Raw genomic sequence first — 17,513 nt, forward strand, 5'->3', positions numbered from 1 at the left:
TGTCAGGCGCATTATGCCTAGGCTCAGGCGAAGACGTCAGCGTCCTTGAGCAGGGCTGCAGCCTGATCCTTGGCGGACAGCTTCGGCGCTTCGTCCAGCTGCCAGTCGATGCCCAGCGCGGGATCATCCCAGCGAATGCTGCGCTCGGATGATGGATCGTAGTAGTTGGTGGTCTTGTAGAGGAATTCAGCGAACTCGCTCAGCACCACGAAACCATGGGCAAAACCTTCCGGCACCCACAGTTGACGATGATTTTCGGCCGACAAGCGCACAGCCACCGATTTGCCGAAGTGCGGCGAGCTGCGCCGAATATCCACGGCCACATCCAGCACTTCACCGACGGTCACACGGACCAGTTTGCCCTGGGTGTTTTGCAACTGGTAATGCAGGCCACGCAACACGCCTTTTTGCGAGCGCGAGTGGTTGTCCTGAACGAATTGCGTGTCCAGACCGGTAGCGTCCTGGAACGCCTTGGCATTGAAACTCTCGTAGAAAAAGCCGCGCTCGTCACCGAACACCTTCGGTTCGATGATCAGGACACCGGGCAGGTCGGTGGTGATTACATTCATGGGGAGTTCCATAGGCAGGTGTGAATGGCCGACATTCTTGCGCAAAGTGCCATTTAACGCGAGTGCGGACCGTAAGGGGCGATTCAGTCGACCTCGCCAAAATACCAGCGTTGTTCCTCATAGGTCTGGCCATCGCCATCTTCAACGGTATAGCTCAGGCCTCTCTCTCCAATGCCCGGCGGTAAAACGAGTCCCCATTCCTGGGCCAGGCTCTTACCGGTTTCGACGTATTCACTATCAGCAGGCGGGATATGACCTCGGTGATATTCCATGTCGGTATAGATACATATCTCGCTGGAAAACATTCCTGGCAATAAGATGGCGGCGACCACTCTGCAATCGATAGCATTTTCCGGTCGGGACATACGCAGGTGCTGCGCCGCGTTGATCAAGTGCTGCGCGCACTGCCGACGCAGATCCGCGGTTGCTTGTTTTCCTTGGACCATCGACATGTGAATCGGGATTTTCCAGTTGCTGTATTTTTCCTCTTCGGTGAGGTCGGCCGGAAAGTAACCTTCGAAGTCAGCAGCCCAAGCGGCTAACGCGCGTAGACGGCGAGGGATATTGCGGACTTTTTTGTTGGAGAGGGCGAGGCGGCGCTGGGACATTTTGCGGATTGCTTCCGTGCGGATAACGTTCGAGGGGGCAGGTTGAACAGTGAAGTGTTCAAACGCAATCTGAAATTGCTGTAGGAAAAGTTATTGGTGAGGGGCCGTCACAGTGATGTGCCCTTGATCCGGTCGGGAGTTGGTATAAGGGGTTGCGTCTCGCCAAAAGCAATGGCGATATAGGCGCCTAATAAAATTACAGGGGTCGTTTCATGCCGCTCGCCACGTTGATTCATCGCGCCAGTTTGCCCAGCCCGCAGGTTTCTGCAGAGCAGGCCCAGCAATGGCTGGCGGAGCATTACGGGCTCAGCGGCAGGCTGCAGGCGCTCGGCAGCCAGCAGGATCTGAATTTTCGCGTCGACAGTCCGCGCGGTCGGTTCGTGCTGAAAATCTGCCGTGGCGATTACGCTCTGGTGGAGCTGCAAGCCCAGCATGCCGGCCTCAAGTACCTGGCCGAGCACTCGGCGGTGACGGTGCCACGGGTGATCGCGGCCAATAATGGCGAGGATCTGCTGTCACTCGAGGTCGGCGGCGAAGCCGTCCATGTGCGGCTGCTGGATTACATCGAGGGCCAGCCGCTCACGCATCTCGAATACTTGGGGCGCGACGTGGTGGCGGGGTTTGGCCGGCTCTGCGGTGAGATGGATCTGGCGCTGGCCGGGTTCGATCACCCGGGCCTTGAGCGCACGTTGCAGTGGGATGCCCGTCACGCCAGTGCCCTGATCAGCCATCTGCTGCCGGTGATCAAGGATGAGCAGCAACGCATATTGATTGCCGATGCGGCCGAACAAGCCGAGCGCCGCTTGCAGCCGTTGCAGGGCAAGCTGCCGGTGCAGGCGATCCACATGGACATCACCGACGACAACGCCGTCTGGGCGCGCGATGCCCTGCGTCACTGGCAGTTGCAGGGCGTGATCGACTTTGGCGATCTGGTGCGCACCTGGCGCATCACCGATCTGTCGGTGACCTGTGCGGCGTTGCTGCATCACGCTGGTGGCGATCCGTTTGTCATCCTGCCGGCGGTGCAGGCCTACCACGCGGTCAACCCGTTGCAACATGAAGAGCTGCAAGCGCTGTGGCCATTGATTGTCGCGCGCGCGGCGGTGCTGGTGCTCAGTGGCGAGCAACAGGTCAGCATCGACCCCGCGAATACCTACAGCCGTGACAACCTAAGCCATGAGTGGGAAATCTTCCGCGTAGCGACATCGGTGCCACAGGCACTCATGGAAGCGGCGATCCTCACTGCCGTCGGTCACGCATTGCCGGTGATCGATAGCGAAGGTTTTGCGCCCTTGCTGCCCGGTCTGGTCGGACGTGAATTTGCCCTGATCGATCTCGGTGTCCTCAGCCCGCATTTCGAGGCCGGCAACTGGGAGCAGGCCGGCATCGATCAGCACCTGTTGAACGAAGCGGCGGCGGCCCATGGTTTGGCGGCAAGCCGTTATGGTCAGTACCGTTTGTCGCGCACCCGTCCCGACAGCGCCGTTGAACCGGACACCTTCCCGCTGCACGTGGAATTGCGCGTGCCCGATGGTACCGCCGTAGAAGCGCCGTTCGCTGGCGTCGTGCATCAGGCAGCAAGCGGTGTGCTGCAACTGGATGGCCCGCAACTCAGCGTGCGCCTGTGGGGCGTGACACCTTCGCTGCACAGCGGCGCGGCGCTGGTCAAAGGCCAGGTGCTGGGCGCAGTCAGCGGCCCATTACGGGTGCAGTTGTGCCGGGGCGCGCAGATCGATGCGCCGTTGTTTTGCACCCCGGCGCATGCAGCGGCGTGGCAGGCGCTGTGTCCTTCGCCGGCCGCATTATTGGGTCTGGCCTGCGATGCCGAGCCGGAACTGGACGCAAAAACCCTGCTCGAACGCCGCGATGCCAGTTTCGCCCGCACGCAGAAACACTACTACGTTGATCCGCCGCGCATTGAACGCGGCTGGCGTAATCACCTGATCGACATGCAGGGCCGCTCCTACCTCGACATGCTCAACAACGTTGCCGTGCTCGGTCACGGCCACCCGCGCATGGCGGCAGTCGCGGCGCGGCAGTGGTCGCTGCTCAACACCAACTCGCGATTCAACTATGCGGCGGTGGCGGAGTTTTCCGAGCGCTTGCTGAAACTGGCGCCGGAAGGGATGGATCGGGTGTTTCTGGTCAACAGCGGCAGCGAGGCCAATGACCTGGCGATTCGTCTGGCCTGGGCCTACAGCGGCGGGCGCGACATGATCAGCGTGCTTGAGGCCTATCACGGCTGGACGGTCGGCGCCGATGCGGTATCGACGTCAATCGCCGACAACCCGAAAGCCTTGGAAAGCCGCCCGGACTGGGTGCATCCGGTGCCTGCGCCAAACACTTATCGCGGTGAATTCCGTGGTCTCGATTCGGCGCCGGATTACGTGCGCAGTGTTGAGCATCACCTGGCGAAACTTGCCGAACAGAAGCGCCAGCTGGCCGGGTTTATCTGCGAGCCGGTGTATGGCAATGCCGGCGGTATCTCGCTGCCGCCGGGATATCTCCAGCAGGTATACGCGCTGGTGCGCGCGCAGGGCGGCGTGTGCATCGCCGACGAAGTGCAGGTCGGTTACGGGCGCATGGGCCACTTCTTCTGGGGCTTTGAAGAGCAGGGTGTGGTGCCGGACATCATCTGCATGGCCAAGGGCATGGGCAACGGTCAACCGCTGGGCGCGGTGATCACGCGACGGGAAATTGCCGAGGCGCTGGAGGCCGAGGGCTATTTCTTCTCGTCGGCGGGCGGCAGTCCGGTCAGTTGTCAGATCGGCATGGCGGTGCTCGATGTCATGGCAGAAGAAAAGCTCTGGGAGAACGCGCAGGTGGTCGGTGGCCACTTCAAGGCGCGTCTCGAAGCGTTGATCGATAAACATCCGTTGGTGGGCGCGGTGCACGGTTCCGGGTTCTATCTGGGACTTGAGCTGATCCGCAATCGCGAGACGCTGGAGCCGGCGACCGAGGAGACGGTGTTGCTGTGTGATCGCTTGCGTGAGTTGGGGATTTTCATGCAGCCGACCGGGGATGATCTGAACATTCTGAAGATCAAACCGCCGATGGTGACGTCGCGTCAGAGTGTGGATTTCTTTGTCGATATGCTTGATCAAGTCCTTACCGAGGGCCTGTAAAACGCAGCCAATCCCCTGTGGGAGCGAGCTTGCTCGCGAAAGCGGTGTGTCAGTCACCTTACTCAGTTCCTGACACACCGTATTTGCGAGCAAGCTCGCTCCCACATTTTCTTGGGTTGTTAATTCGATTTGTATCGGCTTTTATCGGGATTATTTAGACGAAAGGCATTTTGCAAGCTTCTAAAGCCGATATTTATCGGCTATAAAGTCGCCATTGCTCCGGCATGGTGATCTCATGTCCGGTGCGCGCGTTTTCTTTTCGGCCGAATTTCCGGCCGTCAAAGCAACTGCCCGGAGATGATTCATGAGCCGTATCGTTACCGTTGCCGCCACTCAGATGGCCTGTTCCTGGGATCTGGAAGCCAACCTCGAAATCGCTGAAAGGCTGGTGCGCGAAGCCGCCGCCAAAGGCGCGCAGATCATCTTGATCCAGGAGCTGTTCGAGGCGCCGTACTTCTGCCAGAAGCCGAACCCGGACTATCTGCAACTGGCGACGACGGTGGAAGAAAACGTCGCGATCAAACATTTCCAGAAAATCGCCAAAGAGCTGCAAGTGGTGCTGCCGATCAGCTTCTATGAGCTGGCCGGCCGCGCGCGTTTCAACAGCATCGCGATCATCGATGCCGACGGCAGCAACCTCGGGATTTATCGTAAAAGCCACATCCCGGATGGCCCAGGCTACCACGAGAAGTATTACTTCAACCCGGGCGACACCGGTTTCAAGGTGTGGAACACCCGTTACGCGAAAATCGGCGTGGGCATTTGCTGGGACCAGTGGTTCCCGGAAGCTGCGCGCAGCATGGCGTTGCAAGGCGCTGAAATCCTCTTCTATCCAACCGCAATCGGCAGCGAGCCGCACGACAAGACCATTTCGTCGCGCGATCACTGGCAGCGCGTGCAACAGGGTCATGCCGGCGCCAACCTGATGCCGCTGATCGCCAGCAACCGCATCGGCAACGAAGAACAGGACGGCTACGACATCACGTTCTACGGCTCTTCGTTCATCGCCAATCAGTTCGGCGAAAAAGTGCAGGAGCTGAATAAAACCGAAGAAGGTATTCTTGTGCACACTTTCAACCTCGACGAGCTCGAACAGATTCGCAGCGCGTGGGGTTCATTCCGTGACCGCCGTCCGAACCTGTACGGCGCGTTGAAAACCCTCGACGGTTCCCTGGAGTCCTGATCCCGATGACAACTTTGAAAAGTACCCCGCGCGCCGACGGCTTTCACATGCCGGCCGAGTGGGCGCCGCAAACGCAGACCTGGATGATCTGGCCCGAGCGCCCGGACAACTGGCGTCTGGGCGGCAAACCGGCGCAAGCCGCACATGCTGCGGTGGCCAAGGCCATCGCGCGTTTTGAACCGGTCACCGTGGCCGTGTCCGCCGGCCAGTATGAAAACGCCCGCGCGCGCCTCGACGTGCCGAATATCCGCGTGGTCGAGATGTCCAGCGATGACGCTTGGGTACGCGACAGCGGCCCGACTTTCGTCATCAACAACAGCGGCGAAGTGCGCGGTGTGAACTGGGACTTCAACGCCTGGGGAGGTTTCGACGGCGGTTTGTATTCGCCGTGGAATCGCGATTCGCAGGTCGGCGGCAAGATCCTCGAGATCGAGCGCAGCCCGCGTTACCGCACTGAAGGTTTCGTGCTTGAAGGCGGTTCGATTCATGTCGACGGCGAAGGCACGCTGATCACCACCGAAGAATGCCTGCTCAACCGCAATCGCAACCCGCACCTGAGCCGCGAAGAGATTGAAGCGGTACTCAGCGCCAATCTGTCTGTGGATAAAATCATCTGGCTGCCGGACGGTCTGTTCAACGACGAAACCGACGGCCATGTGGATAACTTCTGCTGCTACGTGCGTCCGGGCGAAGTGTTGCTGGCGTGGACCGACGATCCGCAGGATCCGAACTACCCGCGCTGCCAGGCTGCGATGAAAGTCCTGCAAAGCAGCACTGACGCCAAGGGTCGCCCGTTCACGGTGCACAAAATGCCGATTCCGGGACCGCTTTACGCGACAGAAGAAGAGTGCGCCGGTGTCGATCCGGTGGACGGCACGCAGGAACGCAATCCGTCTGTGCGCTTGGCGGGTTCCTACGTGAACTTCCTGATCGTCAACGGCGGCATCATCGCGCCGAGCTTCGACGATCCAATGGACGCGCCGGCCAAGGAAATCCTGCAGAAGCTGTTCCCGCAGCACGAAGTGGTGATGGTGCCGGGTCGCGAACTGTTACTGGGTGGCGGCAATATCCATTGCCTTACCCAACAGCAACCCGCGCCGCACAAAGAGTGAGTTGAGTCGTAACACCTTGAGTTGATTAACAAATCAGCCGGGTAATGATTAGCTCGCTATGCATCAACTGAGGCCCGCAGCCCGACAGGACCGCGGGCTTCTTTGTATCCGCTTGTCGACAACTAAGAAACATTGGCATAGCTCTTGTATTCATCACCCGTGCACTAGGGAGGGGGAGAACTTCAACAGTTCTGTCATAAACCTTGGATAACGTAGCCGCTCACGAACGGGGAGAGAGCGCTGAAATGAACGCCGAAGTGAACGTAGTCAGCGAGCGGACGTTGCATCCCATGGCCGTAAACGGCGAATCGCTCCAGATTGTCGCGCACTGGTTAAAGTCCAATGGAACGCGTCAGATCAGGGAACCTGATCCGCGCCGGATGATGATCGAGCGTTACCCCGCTGGTCTGTTCAGCGAGGCCGAACTGGAAGCATTGTGGGCTGTGATGGAAGGATAAGAAGCACAACAGGGATTGGTGAAAGCGCTGCCGGGATGGCGGCGCTTTTTTATGCACGGCTATCTTGTACACACCCAATCAATGTGGGAGCGAGCAGGCTCGCTCCCACAGGATTGGTGTGAAATCAGAAACTGTAGGTGCCGGTCATCACAACGCTACGTGGTGCACCCGGTTGGATTTGATACTGGCTGGTCGCGGACGCGTAGTACTCACGATCGGTGATGTTGTTCAGCGCCGCGCGTAAATCCCAATCCTTGAAGCGGTAACCGACCAGGGCATCCCAGCGGCCGTAACCCGGCAACACGGTGGTGTTGGCGTTATCGGCATAGCGTTGGCCAACCAGGGTCAGGCCGGTTTCGCCGTACCAGCCCATCTCCGGTTTCCAGGTCAGGAACAGGCTGCCGTTATGCTTGGCAACGTTGTTGATGCGTTTGCCTTCCAGGCCGTTGTTGTCCTTCTCGATCTTCGCATCCTGCAGACCGACGCCACCGCGCATGTACCAGTTGCCGACGAGATTGCCAGTGGCCGTCAATTCGATCCCGCGCGAGCGTTGCAAACCTGACATCACCGTCAGGGTCGGATCGTTTGGATCAGTGGTGCGGCGGTTGTAGAGTTCCAGATCGTAGATCGCCAGCGTGGTGCTCAAGCGGTCATCGAGCCAGTCGCTTTTCACGCCGATTTCTTTCTGCTTGGTCAGCTCGGGACTGAGGTCGTTGGTGTTGCCGGCCGCACCCGGAGTGATGCCGATCAAGCCACCGCCCACCGGCGAAAACGTCTTCGACCACGAGGCGTAGAACGAATGATTTTGTAGCGGCGTCCAGACCAGGCCGACGCGCGGGCTGGTGCTATGGCTGTCGCGGTCTTCGGAGATGTTGCGCAGCTTGTTGGTCGACTCGATATCGAAAGTGTCGTAACGCAGACCGGCGAGCACTTGCCATTGGTCGTTCAGGCGCAGTTGATCTTGCACATATACCGCACGGCTTTCGACTTCGGTGTGGCTGCTGCTGGAGACCTGCATGCTGCCGGTGTGGCGCAGATCACGGTTCGGGTTGTACAGGTCGAGCGACGGTACGGGGCGTGCGCCCGGGGTTCTGCCAGTGGCCGCGTTGTACAGCGTCGGGTCGCGGCGCTGGCTGCCGATCTCGATGCCAGTGAGCAGGCGATGCTCAAGGCCCAAGGTATCGAATCCGCCCTCAAGTTCAACGTTGTTATAGACGTTGCGAGTGGTCAGATCCTGCTGCCAATGCTGGCGCGTGACCTTGTTGGTCGCCGGCGTGTAACCGGTGAGGTAGGTGTTGTCGAAATCACTGTCGAGCTTGAACACGCCGAGGGTCTGGCGCAGTTGCCAGTTGTCATTGATTTCATAAGTGAGTTTCGAGCGCAGCGATTGCGACTTGTCGTCGATGAAATCGTGATCGTTGCCGTAGGTCGTATCGCGCCCGACATCGGCCGGGCGCCCGTTGATGCCGGGGATGCCGCGATCCGGGGTGCGGTTGTAGCGGCTGTATTCGTACTGCACCAGCCAGTTCAGGTCCGGCGTCAGTTGCCAGCTCATCGACGGCGCGAACAATTGGCGATTGCCACTGACACCGTCGCGGAAGCTGTTTTCATCCATGTTGCCCATGTTCAGGCGCAGGCTGATGTTTTCGCTCGGGTCGCTGCTGAGGTCGGCGTAAAGACTGCGCAAATCTTCGCTGCCAGCCTGGGCTTCGATAGTCGAGCGCCGGCCGAACTCGGGTATTTTGCTCACGCGGTTGACGATCCCGCCCTGACTGCCACGGCCATATAGTACGGCGGCCGGGCCTTTGAGCACTTCGACGCGTTCAATATTGTGCAAGTCGCGCTTGTATTGGCTGTCGTCGCGGATGCCATCCAGATAGAAATCGTTGCTCGCGTCGAAGCCGCGGATGCGCAGGCTGTCGAAACGGGTGTCGGCGCTGCTGCTGACGTTAGGCATGCCGCTCAACGCGTCGCCGATGTCATTGGTGCCGTAGCTGGCGACGTTCGAGGTCTTGATCGAATCGATCGCCTGCGGCACATAACGTACGGGCGTCGAGGTCCGAGTCGCGGTGCTGCTGAGCTTCACCCGAGGGTCATCGGCTTGCGCTTCGGCGCTGATTGCGGTGGCGGGTAACTCGGTCGCGGAGTAGGCAAAACCGCTGGACAGAAAAGCAGAAAGCCCAAGGGTGGCGGGCGTAAGACGGAACGGGGCAGGCATTGAACAGCGCATCCGAAAGGGTGGAAGAATTCGATCGTGCGAATGGTAATGCTTTGCATTTACTTTCGTTAATTATTCCTTATAAGTTCCCTTGGCTGATTGTTTCAATTTGTGTCCTAACCGACACAATCTGACTGGACGAATCATTCGACCGATTCATGAAACAGACTGAAAGCCATTCCGGCGTTTTTCCGCAAGAGTGCGAGGACTAATCTGCCGCCATCGATTTTCCTGACTTTCTGCCGGAGTTTTTCCCATGATTCTTCACTACATCTACGATCCGCTGTGTGGCTGGTGTTACGGCGCCAAGCCGCTGGTGGAAGCGGCACAGTCAGTGTTGCCGGTGAATGCCCATGCCGGCGGAATGATGAGTGGCGCCAATCGCCAGCGTGTTTCCCCGCAACTGCGCAATTACGTCATGCCCCATGACCGACGCATTGCCGAGTACACCGGCCAGCCGTTTGGCGAGGCCTATTTCGAAGGTTTGCTGCGTGATCACTCAGCGGTGTTCGATTCGACGCCAGCGATTGCTGCGGTCATGGCGGCTGAAGCCATCGACGGCGGCGGTTTGCGCCTGCTGGGGCGGTTGCAGACGGCGCACTATGTGGAAGGGCGACGCATTGCCGATTCAGCCGTGCTGTTGGAATTGGCGATGCAGATGGGCTATGCGCAGGAAGATTTCCACCTTGCGTTTGAGTCCGTTGATAGCGAGGGGCATATAAAAGCCAGTCGCCAGTTTTTGGCTCAATTGGGTGGTCAGGGTTTTCCAACGATTGCTCTGGAGCAGAACGGCACGTTCCAGTTGATCGACATCAGCCCCTGGCTGGGCAAGCCGCAGGCATTTGCCGATTGGTTGCAACAGGCAATCGTCGTCGATGAAACCGGTAAAACTTCTGCATTTTGTTCTATCGATGGTTGCGCCTGATACGCGCTGGATTCACTGGCTGTTTGCATTTCCCAGCAAGGAGTCAGCGCAAAATTTACGTTTCTTAGACGATTTTTACCTATTTAAAGACGATTCTTGAAATTGACACATTGTTCAGGGCGCGGCTACGATTCGGCCCAACGCCTGTGGCCAACCGCCATGACTCAAAATAAGGAGCAGGCCCGCCATGACATCGTCGTGGGCGGGTCTTTTTGTTTCGGGGTGAATAAAAGAGTGCAAAAGCGCCGTTTCCGCCGTTCGACACAGCGCGTTTCAACCCGTAATAAGGAAAACAAAATGTTGAACAAGCGAATCAGTCTGATCGCACTGGGGATGTTGAGCGCCACTCAGGCCATGGCTAACGACCAGGCCGAGTCCAAGGGTTTTGTTGAAGACAGCAGCCTCAAAGTGCTGCTGCGCAATGCCTACATCAATCGTGATTACAAAGACGGCAACAAAGACAAAGCCGAGTGGGGCCAAGCGGCCATCGGTACGTTCTCGTCCGGTTTCACCCAAGGCACCGTGGGTGTCGGTGTCGACGCTTTCGGTCTGTACGCACTGCGTCTGGACGGCGGCAAGGGCCGCAGCGGCGCCGGTGGTATCGATTTCTTCAAGCAGGAAAATGACGGTCGCGCGAACCATGACATAGCGAAGGGCGGTGCAGCGGTGAAGTTCCGCTTCTCCAACACCGTGTTGACCTACGGCGACCAGATGCCGGCCCTGCCGGTGCTGAGCTACGACAATGTGCGTCTGCTGCCGGAAAGCTACACCGGTACCCTGATCACTTCCAAAGAGATCAAAGGCCTGGAACTGAACGCCGGTCGTTTCACCGCCGAATCGCGCAAGAGCGATGAAGGCCGTGACAGCGGTGGTCTGAAGTCGATCAACGTGTTGGGCGGTAGCTACCAGTTCACCGAGAACTTCAAAGGTGCGTTGTACGCTTCCGACGTCGAAGACGTATTGAAGAAACAATACGTGAACGCCAACTACGTGTTGCCGTTCAACAAGGATCAGTCGCTGACCCTGGACTTCAACGGCTATCGCACCAAGCTGGACAGCTCGTACGTTCGCGAAAACACCGTTCCGGGCGAAAGCATCGTGACCGGTCGCGACAACAAGATCTGGAGCCTGGCCGCGACATTCGCCACTGGCCCGCACTCGTTCACCGTGGCGCACCAGCGCTCCACCGGCGACAGCAACCTGGGCTACGCCTATGGCGGTTACCAGAAAGATCAACACCGCGTCGGTGACGGTGGTAACTCCATCTACCTGGCCAACTCCTACTGGTCCGACTTCAACGCTGAAGACGAGCGCAGCTGGCAGTTGGGCTACGGCCTCGACTTCGGCGCATTCGGCGTACCGGGCCTGAGCTACAACTTCGCTTATGTGCGTGGCGACAACATCACCACGTCCACCAGCGAAGGCGGTACCGAGCGTGAGATCTTCAACCAGTTCAAATACGTCGTGCAGTCTGGCCCGGCCAAAGACCTGAGCGTGAAACTGCGCAGCTCGATCCTGCGTGTTTCGCAGAAATCCAGCGAGTACAACGTCAGCGGTAACGAACTGCGCGTTTTCGTGGATTACCCGATCAACATCTTCTGATGCCTGATCCAGTGTAAGAAACATGAGAAAAACCCCGACTGGTTCGGGGTTTTTTTTCGACGGTTATTCGATGAAAACCGGAAAAAACCCGTGTTTTTGTCATGTAAAAGTTGTTTTTAAGCGCCTGCAAACGCCGTTTCAAACAGTGCTTTAAATGCCTGAAATTCTTTCTCATGGACGCAAATTCTCCACCTAATAGATTAGGCCGCTCAACGCAGCGGAGAATTTGGTAATGATCGTTTTGAACAGAGAAGTGGGCGAATCGCTACGGCGCGACAAATATGTCAACGTCCAGGGTGGTGACTTCAATCTCTACGGTCATTTTGCCGACTTCGTCAGACTGACCAAAAGTTGGGAAAACATGGAGCCTGACAGCTACTACGGTCAGGCCGAAGCCGGCATGCGTTACCGTCGTTACAGCGACTTTGAGTACAACCCGAAAACCCGCGAGCTCAAGCAACTCGAGCATCGCGCCTACGTGCAGTCGAAAGAGAACAACGCCTATGTTGGCGGCCTGGTACGACACTTTCAGGACTTCTCCGATGAAGTAATTACTTCACCGGTGATGCGCAGCCTGATCGACACCGATTTCGAAGTGTACAAAAGCGTACTGCCGGAAGAGCTGCACGATGAAATCTGGCAGTGCCAGATCCATCAGATCCGCATCGAAATCAAACCCGGCAAACAACTGGAAATCACCCCTGAAGGCATTCACTGCGACGGCTATCCGTTCAGCGGTGTGCACTTCTGGGGTCGCAATAATGTCGAGGGCGCGGAGAGTCGTTTGTACGACATCCACGAGCATCAACTGGCGTCGACCACCTACCAGGAAATTCTCGATACCACCTACTTCCTCGATCGTGACATGCGCCACTACGTGACCCCGGCCCGCAACACGCACACCCATGCGATGGCGTACCGGCAGATTCTGGCGATCTCCTTCTCGCGGCCCGGGACCGCTTTCGACATTGTTCGCTAATCAGATCACCCCAATCGACGGCGTCGAGTGCTCGACGCCGGTGGTGCTGCGACGCGCCACGGCCAAGGATGCGCAGCGCATGGAGCGCTTCTTCCGCCAGTTCGACGAAGTGTCCTTCTGCGAGTGGCAGGACGCCAAGTGCCTGCGTGGCGTGCTGATCCAGAAAACCACCACGGCCTATCTCGCCTTTGACGTGGCGGGCGAGATCGTCGGCGCGGTACTCGGTGGCATGCTCGGCAGTCGCGGCACGATTAATCATCTGGCGGTCAGCCCGCGCTATCGCAGCCAGGGCGTCGGTCAACGACTGGTTGAAGCGGCGTCGTCCGATATGAAACGGGTCGGCGTGTTACGGATGTTTCTGTTCGTCGACGATGCTAACCTCGCGGGCAAGCGATTCTGGACTGCCCAGGGTTTTTGCGAACCCCACGGCGAGCGGACATTTGAGAGGGATCTATGAATGAAACGTCCGGCAGTGCGCCGCTGATGGCTACCCATCAGCCGTCGCGCACGTTTGCCGAAGCCAGCCCGGTAGTCGCTGGCTACTTCACGGTGTCATTCGTGTTCGGGTTGATGGCCGTCAACGCCGGGTTGCCGATGTGGCTGCCAGTGGCGATGTGTTTGTTCGTATATGCCGGCGCTTCGCAATTCGCCGCACTGGCGCTGATCTCCAGCGGCGCCTCGCTGACGACTATCGTACTGACCACTTTCCTGATCAACGCGCGGCACATGTTGATGTCGGTTTACATGGCCAAGGCTCTGCGCGCACTCGGCTTGAGCCGCATGGAGCGCTGGGCTTATGCCGGTGGCCTGACGGACGAATCCTTCGCTTTCCACAGCGTTAAACTCGGCACCGGTGCGCCGGTCAATGTGCGTTATCTGATTGGCTTCAACCTGTTCTGCCACACCTCGTGGGTGCTCGGCGGTTTGCTTGGCGCCGTTTGTGCGCAGTACGCGGCGCACCTGATCAAATATCAGCTCGACTACGCCCTGACCGCGATGATGCTCTACGTGCTGGTGTCGCTGTGCAACACGCGCAACAAACTCATCGCTGCTGCGGCTGCCGTGGCCTGCATGGGCGCGCTGAGCCTGGTCGGCAGTTCGCCGTTCAATGTGTTTATCGCCACGTTTGTGGGCTGCGGAGTGGGTGTATGCCTGACCAAACGTTCCTGATTCTGGTGGTCGCGCTGATGATGGCCGTGACTTTCCTGCCACGCGCGCTGCCACTGCAAGTCAACACCGAGCACTGGCCGCCGTTTATTGCGCGGGCGCTGGAATACTTGCCGGTGGCGATCGTCGCTGCGATCAGCCTGACACCCTTGTTGATCAAGGATCAGCACATACAGCTCGATCGCCCGGAATTCTATGCCGCAATTCCGACGTTGTTATGTGCGTATTTCAGCAAAAACCTCTTTCTCAGTGTGGCGGTTGGGACGGCTGCGTACATTGCGCTCGGCTCGTTCATGTAGCGGCAAGTCGACGACATCGTTGAGTGCCTGGTTCGACAACTCCGGATTGTTCACCGCCAGACGCACTTCGAGAAAATCCTCGAACCCGGGGAAAATCGTCAGGCCGTTCTTCTGCGCAGCTTCACGCGAGACCATGCCCACCGCGTCCATCTGCGTGATCAACGACAGCGTTAACGTTTCACTGCATGAATAGACCATGCGCTGGCCGTTCTCGTGATTGCCCAGCCCCGCGTCGAGAAAACGCAAAAAGCTGTGGGAATACGGACAATCTTCCGCAGGACGTACCTGAAACTTGTTGCCCAGCAAGGTCAGGGGATCATTCTCCTGACCACAATGGGCGCCAACGACCTGCACCTGTACATCCGGCAGGACGATACTCGGCAAGCCCGGCCGCTGCGGGCCGATCAGTACCGCAAGGTCGAAGTCTTCGTTCTTCAGCTTGCTGAGATTTTCCATCGACTCGGCGTAGCTGAATTCCATCTGATAATCGGGAAACACCTCGATCAGGCGTCCGATCATTCGGCGGTTGAAGTCAGCCGCCAAAGTGTTGTTCAACGCCACCTTCAACGTGCGCTGGCCGGGCACCTTCAGCGCCTCGACCTTCTCTTCCATCTGTCGCGTGGCAATCAGCACTTTGTCCATATAAGGCGTCAGCTCAGTGCCTTGCGGCGTCAGCGTCAGGCCTTTGTTGGAACGTCGAAACAAGCGGAAACCGAACTGCTCTTCGACCTTGTTCAACTGCGCGGCCAAGGCCTGCACAGTCAGGCACGAATGCTCGGCTGCGGCCGACAACGAGCCGGTCTGCACGATGCGCATGAGGTTGCGTAAGGTTCTGCTATCCATGGGTAATGCCCTCTAAAGTGGGCTGGGTATTGTTGTTTACGAGACTGCCGGTCAGGCGCCATATGCTGGCTATATTCCTGTACCTGAGCATAGTTGTCGCGGGTTTAGTAGCGAATTGATGTCCTCGCCGATGGCTGGAGGCTGACACAGGATCGGGGTTTTTGGTGACGTGGGGGTGATGAGGGTCAAAAAAATGCGTGGTTTTGGTGCGTGGGGGTGATTTTTCACGGGGAAATGGCTGACAACGTTAGTGGTTTTGGCCTGCGAAATACGTGGATGCATCCTAGGCGAACTTGCGACCGAGCTGATAGCGGCGACTTGTTAAAGCAGATGAAGTGGCAGCGTCGAGACATCGAGTCTCTGTGGCTACAGTTCTGAGTGAGGTAAGCGAAGTGATTGCATCACAAGAAGCGGCCGATATGGAGTGCCAAGTTGGCAACAGGCTTCACGACGTTATTGAAATCCAAGAGCAGCCGTCCATTGCACGAATTCCTACGGACAAGACTGCCCAAGCCATGTTGGAAGCACGAACTATTCGGCAGCGGTTCGATTCGGTCGACGAAATGCTCAAATCCGGTCATATCCGAATCCCAATCAATGGGGAATGTGGTAACCAGTAATACGCTTACGGAGCTTTTTTATCGATTTATTCGTATATGTACTAGTATCAAAGCAAGACAAATCTGGAGAGGCTCAATGACTACCTCATCCCCAGCCCTCACCCCACGCGAACAACTAGACGCCCCCGAAGCCGGCCGCGTCGCGCTGAAGTTCTTCTTTAACCTCATGGAGCGTTGGGGCTGCAGCGCTGAGCAGCAACGCACATTGCTGGGCGGTGTCGGTAACACCACGTTCTATAAATACAAACACCTGCCGAACATACGTCTGCCTAACGATACCCTTGAGCGCATCTCTTATTTGATGGGCATTCACAAGGCGTTGAGCATCATCTTCAGCAACAGCCGTGAGCGCGCGTACACATGGGTCAGTAGTCCGAACACGGCGGCGCCGTTCAATGGGCTAACGGCGCTGGATTACATGCTCGCCGGACGCGTGGTCGATATCGCCGATGTGCGTCGTTACCTCGATGGGGTGCGCGGTTGAAGGCGCCAGAGATGGTTGATGTGGCGTGGCCGAGAGCCTATCGGATCGTCAACAGCAGCTTCCCGCCGATTGCGCTGTTCGAAGACGTGCTCGATCCCGAAGACCTGGAAGTTGCCTACGCGATTGAAGCGCTAACCAACGATCGCCTGATCGAACAGGCCGGCGTACTCGCCCGCGTGCGACTCGAAGATCGACTCTCCGGCCCCGGCTCGACTCCGGTGATGGCTGCGTTTACCCACATCGGCAAACGCAGTCGTTTCTGCGACGGCACCTTCGGCGTTTACTACGCTGCGAGCAGTCAGGCTGCTGCCATCGCCGAGACCTGTTATCACCAGGAACGATTTCTTGCGGCGACCCAAGAAGCGGACCTTGAATTGACCATGCGGACTTACGTTAATCGGGTGGTTAAACCGCTGCACGATATCCGCCACAATCACCCCGAACTGCACAATCCGGATCCGGAGGCTTACGGGCCGTCTCAGCAATTCGCCCGGCAACTGCGCGAAACCGAGTCGTGGGGGCTGCTCTACAACAGCGTTCGCCTGCCGGGCCATGAATGCATCGCGGCGTTTCGACCACCGGCAGTGTCGATCCCGAAGCAGGGTAAGCATTTGCGCTATGTGTGGAGTGCGAGTCAGCAGAAGATTTCGTTTGTGTTTGAGATCAGTCAGGTCTGAAACGCAAAAGCCCTCGCATCAACGAGGGCCTTAAACCGGCGTTTACATCAACGGCTTGTCCGGCGGCGCATCCATCACTTTCACGACATCATCGATCAACGCTTTGCTTAACTCCTGCAGATACTGCGAGGCATAAGCGTGAAGGTCAGGGTCGCGAGAGACTGAGGTGTCCGCAGTGAGCAGTCGTGAAATGTGAAGCAAGTGCGAGGCGTGGGAAAGGGCGGCGATTACCGGTACACCACGGTTGGTGCGGAACATCGCTTGATTGGAGTGGAAGGAAAAGTGGGTGAGGCCGAGGGTTTTCAGATCTTGAGAGTTGGTCATTTCGCTTCACCTGCCGTTCGAGATGGACGGACTTGAAGTGACCGGTGTGCTGACGGATCAATGCCTTTCATTTGTTAACTCCCTGTATCAAATGAGAGCTGCCATTTCGTTCTCAGGCGAAAAGGTGGCAGCTATGCGCAGGCTGAGAAACCGGAGATACAGGAACCCGGCAGACCCGAAGGTCTCCCACGCACAGCCGCCATTGCACAGTAATGCAGACACAAAAAATGCGCCGGCAAACGTGAGTTGGGGCGCTGGTGCGCCTGCATCTTACCCGGGTTCTCAGGCCCGGTCGCTGAATTGGCAGCGACGAACTGAAC

Annotated in this window: 17 protein-coding genes; 12 read left to right on the forward strand and 5 right to left on the reverse strand. The window is 57.9% G+C overall.

The features are described from left to right. Positions 1-23 precede the first annotated feature (23 nt). Complete coding sequence (gene rfbC, locus AB4O01_RS21805) at positions 24-569, reverse strand: dTDP-4-dehydrorhamnose 3,5-epimerase (RefSeq protein WP_034151902.1); 546 nt, start codon at positions 567-569, stop codon at positions 24-26. Positions 570-652: 83 nt separating this feature from the next. Continuing rightward, the gene (locus tag AB4O01_RS21810) at positions 653-1,177 is read right to left on the reverse strand and encodes a DUF3916 domain-containing protein (RefSeq protein WP_099757728.1); all 525 of its coding nucleotides are present in this window, start codon (positions 1,175-1,177) and stop codon (positions 653-655) included. A 212-nt stretch (positions 1,178-1,389) separates the two neighbouring features. Between AB4O01_RS21810 and AB4O01_RS21815 the strand changes: the two genes are divergently transcribed. The 4 genes from AB4O01_RS21815 (at position 1,390) to AB4O01_RS21830 (ending at position 7,055) form a co-directional block, all read left to right on the forward strand. Further along, complete coding sequence (locus AB4O01_RS21815; protein WP_460089515.1) at positions 1,390-4,302, forward strand: aminotransferase; 2,913 nt, start codon at positions 1,390-1,392, stop codon at positions 4,300-4,302. Between the two features lie 304 nt (positions 4,303-4,606). Then, the gene (gene aguB / locus AB4O01_RS21820) at positions 4,607-5,485 is read left to right on the forward strand and encodes an N-carbamoylputrescine amidase (RefSeq protein WP_460089517.1); all 879 of its coding nucleotides are present in this window, start codon (positions 4,607-4,609) and stop codon (positions 5,483-5,485) included. A gap of 5 nt (positions 5,486-5,490) precedes the next feature. After that, entirely contained in the window at positions 5,491-6,597 is a 1,107-nt protein-coding gene (gene aguA / locus AB4O01_RS21825; RefSeq protein WP_034151906.1) for an agmatine deiminase, read from the forward strand. Positions 6,598-6,842: 245 nt separating this feature from the next. Further along, positions 6,843-7,055 (forward strand): hypothetical protein, encoded by a 213-nt coding sequence (locus AB4O01_RS21830; RefSeq protein ID WP_008080512.1) that lies wholly within the window; start codon positions 6,843-6,845, stop codon positions 7,053-7,055. Positions 7,056-7,179: 124 nt separating this feature from the next. Here the strand turns inward: AB4O01_RS21830 and AB4O01_RS21835 are convergent, their stop codons facing one another. Beyond that, positions 7,180-9,273 carry a TonB-dependent receptor gene (locus tag AB4O01_RS21835; RefSeq protein WP_460089519.1) on the reverse strand — a complete coding sequence of 698 codons (2,094 nt, stop codon included), beginning with the start codon at positions 9,271-9,273 and terminating at the stop codon, positions 7,180-7,182. A 256-nt stretch (positions 9,274-9,529) separates the two neighbouring features. On the opposite strand from AB4O01_RS21835, the gene AB4O01_RS21840 reads away from it, so the two are divergent. From AB4O01_RS21840 to AB4O01_RS21865, 6 genes are all read left to right on the forward strand, one after another. Then, positions 9,530-10,198: a DsbA family protein gene (locus AB4O01_RS21840; protein ID WP_460089521.1), complete on the forward strand. Its 669-nt coding sequence runs from the start codon at positions 9,530-9,532 to the stop codon at positions 10,196-10,198. A gap of 297 nt (positions 10,199-10,495) precedes the next feature. Next, positions 10,496-11,800, forward strand: a complete 1,305-nt coding sequence (locus AB4O01_RS21845) for an OprD family porin (protein WP_093430007.1) — start codon at positions 10,496-10,498, stop codon at positions 11,798-11,800. 232 nt (positions 11,801-12,032) lie between these two features. Beyond that, positions 12,033-12,779, forward strand: a complete 747-nt coding sequence (locus AB4O01_RS21850) for a 2OG-Fe dioxygenase family protein (RefSeq protein ID WP_034151909.1) — start codon at positions 12,033-12,035, stop codon at positions 12,777-12,779. Between the two features lie 79 nt (positions 12,780-12,858). Next, complete coding sequence (locus AB4O01_RS21855) at positions 12,859-13,236, forward strand: GNAT family N-acetyltransferase (RefSeq protein WP_008080517.1); 378 nt, start codon at positions 12,859-12,861, stop codon at positions 13,234-13,236. Next, complete coding sequence (locus AB4O01_RS21860) at positions 13,233-13,949, forward strand: AzlC family ABC transporter permease (RefSeq protein ID WP_099757732.1); 717 nt, start codon at positions 13,233-13,235, stop codon at positions 13,947-13,949. The genes AB4O01_RS21855 and AB4O01_RS21860 overlap by 4 nt, the downstream gene beginning before the upstream one ends. Continuing rightward, complete coding sequence (locus AB4O01_RS21865; protein ID WP_007909127.1) at positions 13,928-14,245, forward strand: AzlD domain-containing protein; 318 nt, start codon at positions 13,928-13,930, stop codon at positions 14,243-14,245. Before AB4O01_RS21860 ends, AB4O01_RS21865 begins: the two co-directional genes overlap by 22 nt. On the opposite strand, the gene AB4O01_RS21870 is transcribed toward AB4O01_RS21865, so the two are convergent. Then, positions 14,162-15,088, reverse strand: a complete 927-nt coding sequence (locus AB4O01_RS21870) for a LysR family transcriptional regulator (protein ID WP_093430009.1) — start codon at positions 15,086-15,088, stop codon at positions 14,162-14,164. The two genes, AB4O01_RS21865 and AB4O01_RS21870, sit on opposite strands and share 84 nt — an antisense overlap. A 696-nt stretch (positions 15,089-15,784) precedes the next feature. On the opposite strand from AB4O01_RS21870, the gene AB4O01_RS21875 reads away from it, so the two are divergent. Next, entirely contained in the window at positions 15,785-16,192 is a 408-nt protein-coding gene (locus AB4O01_RS21875) for an MbcA/ParS/Xre antitoxin family protein (RefSeq protein WP_093430011.1), read from the forward strand. A gap of 11 nt (positions 16,193-16,203) precedes the next feature. After that, complete coding sequence (locus tag AB4O01_RS21880; RefSeq protein ID WP_257356805.1) at positions 16,204-16,869, forward strand: RES family NAD+ phosphorylase; 666 nt, start codon at positions 16,204-16,206, stop codon at positions 16,867-16,869. Positions 16,870-16,911: 42 nt separating this feature from the next. On the opposite strand, the gene AB4O01_RS21885 is transcribed toward AB4O01_RS21880, so the two are convergent. Further along, positions 16,912-17,193, reverse strand: a complete 282-nt coding sequence (locus AB4O01_RS21885; RefSeq protein ID WP_122844308.1) for a DUF3077 domain-containing protein — start codon at positions 17,191-17,193, stop codon at positions 16,912-16,914. Between the last annotated feature and the right edge of the window lie 320 nt (positions 17,194-17,513).

It is taken from the genome of Pseudomonas sp. S2_E02, from assembly GCF_054668355.1.

Coding starts and splice junctions, on each gene's coding strand:
- rfbC (WP_034151902.1), bottom strand. CDS start 569: ATGAATGTAATCACCACCGACCTGCCCGGTGTCCTGATCATCGAACCG.
- AB4O01_RS21810 (WP_099757728.1), bottom strand. CDS start 1,177: ATGTCCCAGCGCCGCCTCGCCCTCTCCAACAAAAAAGTCCGCAATATC.
- AB4O01_RS21815 (WP_460089515.1), top strand. CDS start 1,390: ATGCCGCTCGCCACGTTGATTCATCGCGCCAGTTTGCCCAGCCCGCAG.
- aguB (WP_460089517.1), top strand. CDS start 4,607: ATGAGCCGTATCGTTACCGTTGCCGCCACTCAGATGGCCTGTTCCTGG.
- aguA (WP_034151906.1), top strand. CDS start 5,491: ATGACAACTTTGAAAAGTACCCCGCGCGCCGACGGCTTTCACATGCCG.
- AB4O01_RS21830 (WP_008080512.1), top strand. CDS start 6,843: ATGAACGCCGAAGTGAACGTAGTCAGCGAGCGGACGTTGCATCCCATG.
- AB4O01_RS21835 (WP_460089519.1), bottom strand. CDS start 9,273: ATGCCTGCCCCGTTCCGTCTTACGCCCGCCACCCTTGGGCTTTCTGCT.
- AB4O01_RS21840 (WP_460089521.1), top strand. CDS start 9,530: ATGATTCTTCACTACATCTACGATCCGCTGTGTGGCTGGTGTTACGGC.
- AB4O01_RS21845 (WP_093430007.1), top strand. CDS start 10,496: ATGTTGAACAAGCGAATCAGTCTGATCGCACTGGGGATGTTGAGCGCC.
- AB4O01_RS21850 (WP_034151909.1), top strand. CDS start 12,033: ATGATCGTTTTGAACAGAGAAGTGGGCGAATCGCTACGGCGCGACAAA.
- AB4O01_RS21855 (WP_008080517.1), top strand. CDS start 12,859: ATGGAGCGCTTCTTCCGCCAGTTCGACGAAGTGTCCTTCTGCGAGTGG.
- AB4O01_RS21860 (WP_099757732.1), top strand. CDS start 13,233: ATGAATGAAACGTCCGGCAGTGCGCCGCTGATGGCTACCCATCAGCCG.
- AB4O01_RS21865 (WP_007909127.1), top strand. CDS start 13,928: ATGCCTGACCAAACGTTCCTGATTCTGGTGGTCGCGCTGATGATGGCC.
- AB4O01_RS21870 (WP_093430009.1), bottom strand. CDS start 15,088: ATGGATAGCAGAACCTTACGCAACCTCATGCGCATCGTGCAGACCGGC.
- AB4O01_RS21875 (WP_093430011.1), top strand. CDS start 15,785: ATGACTACCTCATCCCCAGCCCTCACCCCACGCGAACAACTAGACGCC.
- AB4O01_RS21880 (WP_257356805.1), top strand. CDS start 16,204: ATGGTTGATGTGGCGTGGCCGAGAGCCTATCGGATCGTCAACAGCAGC.
- AB4O01_RS21885 (WP_122844308.1), bottom strand. CDS start 17,193: ATGACCAACTCTCAAGATCTGAAAACCCTCGGCCTCACCCACTTTTCC.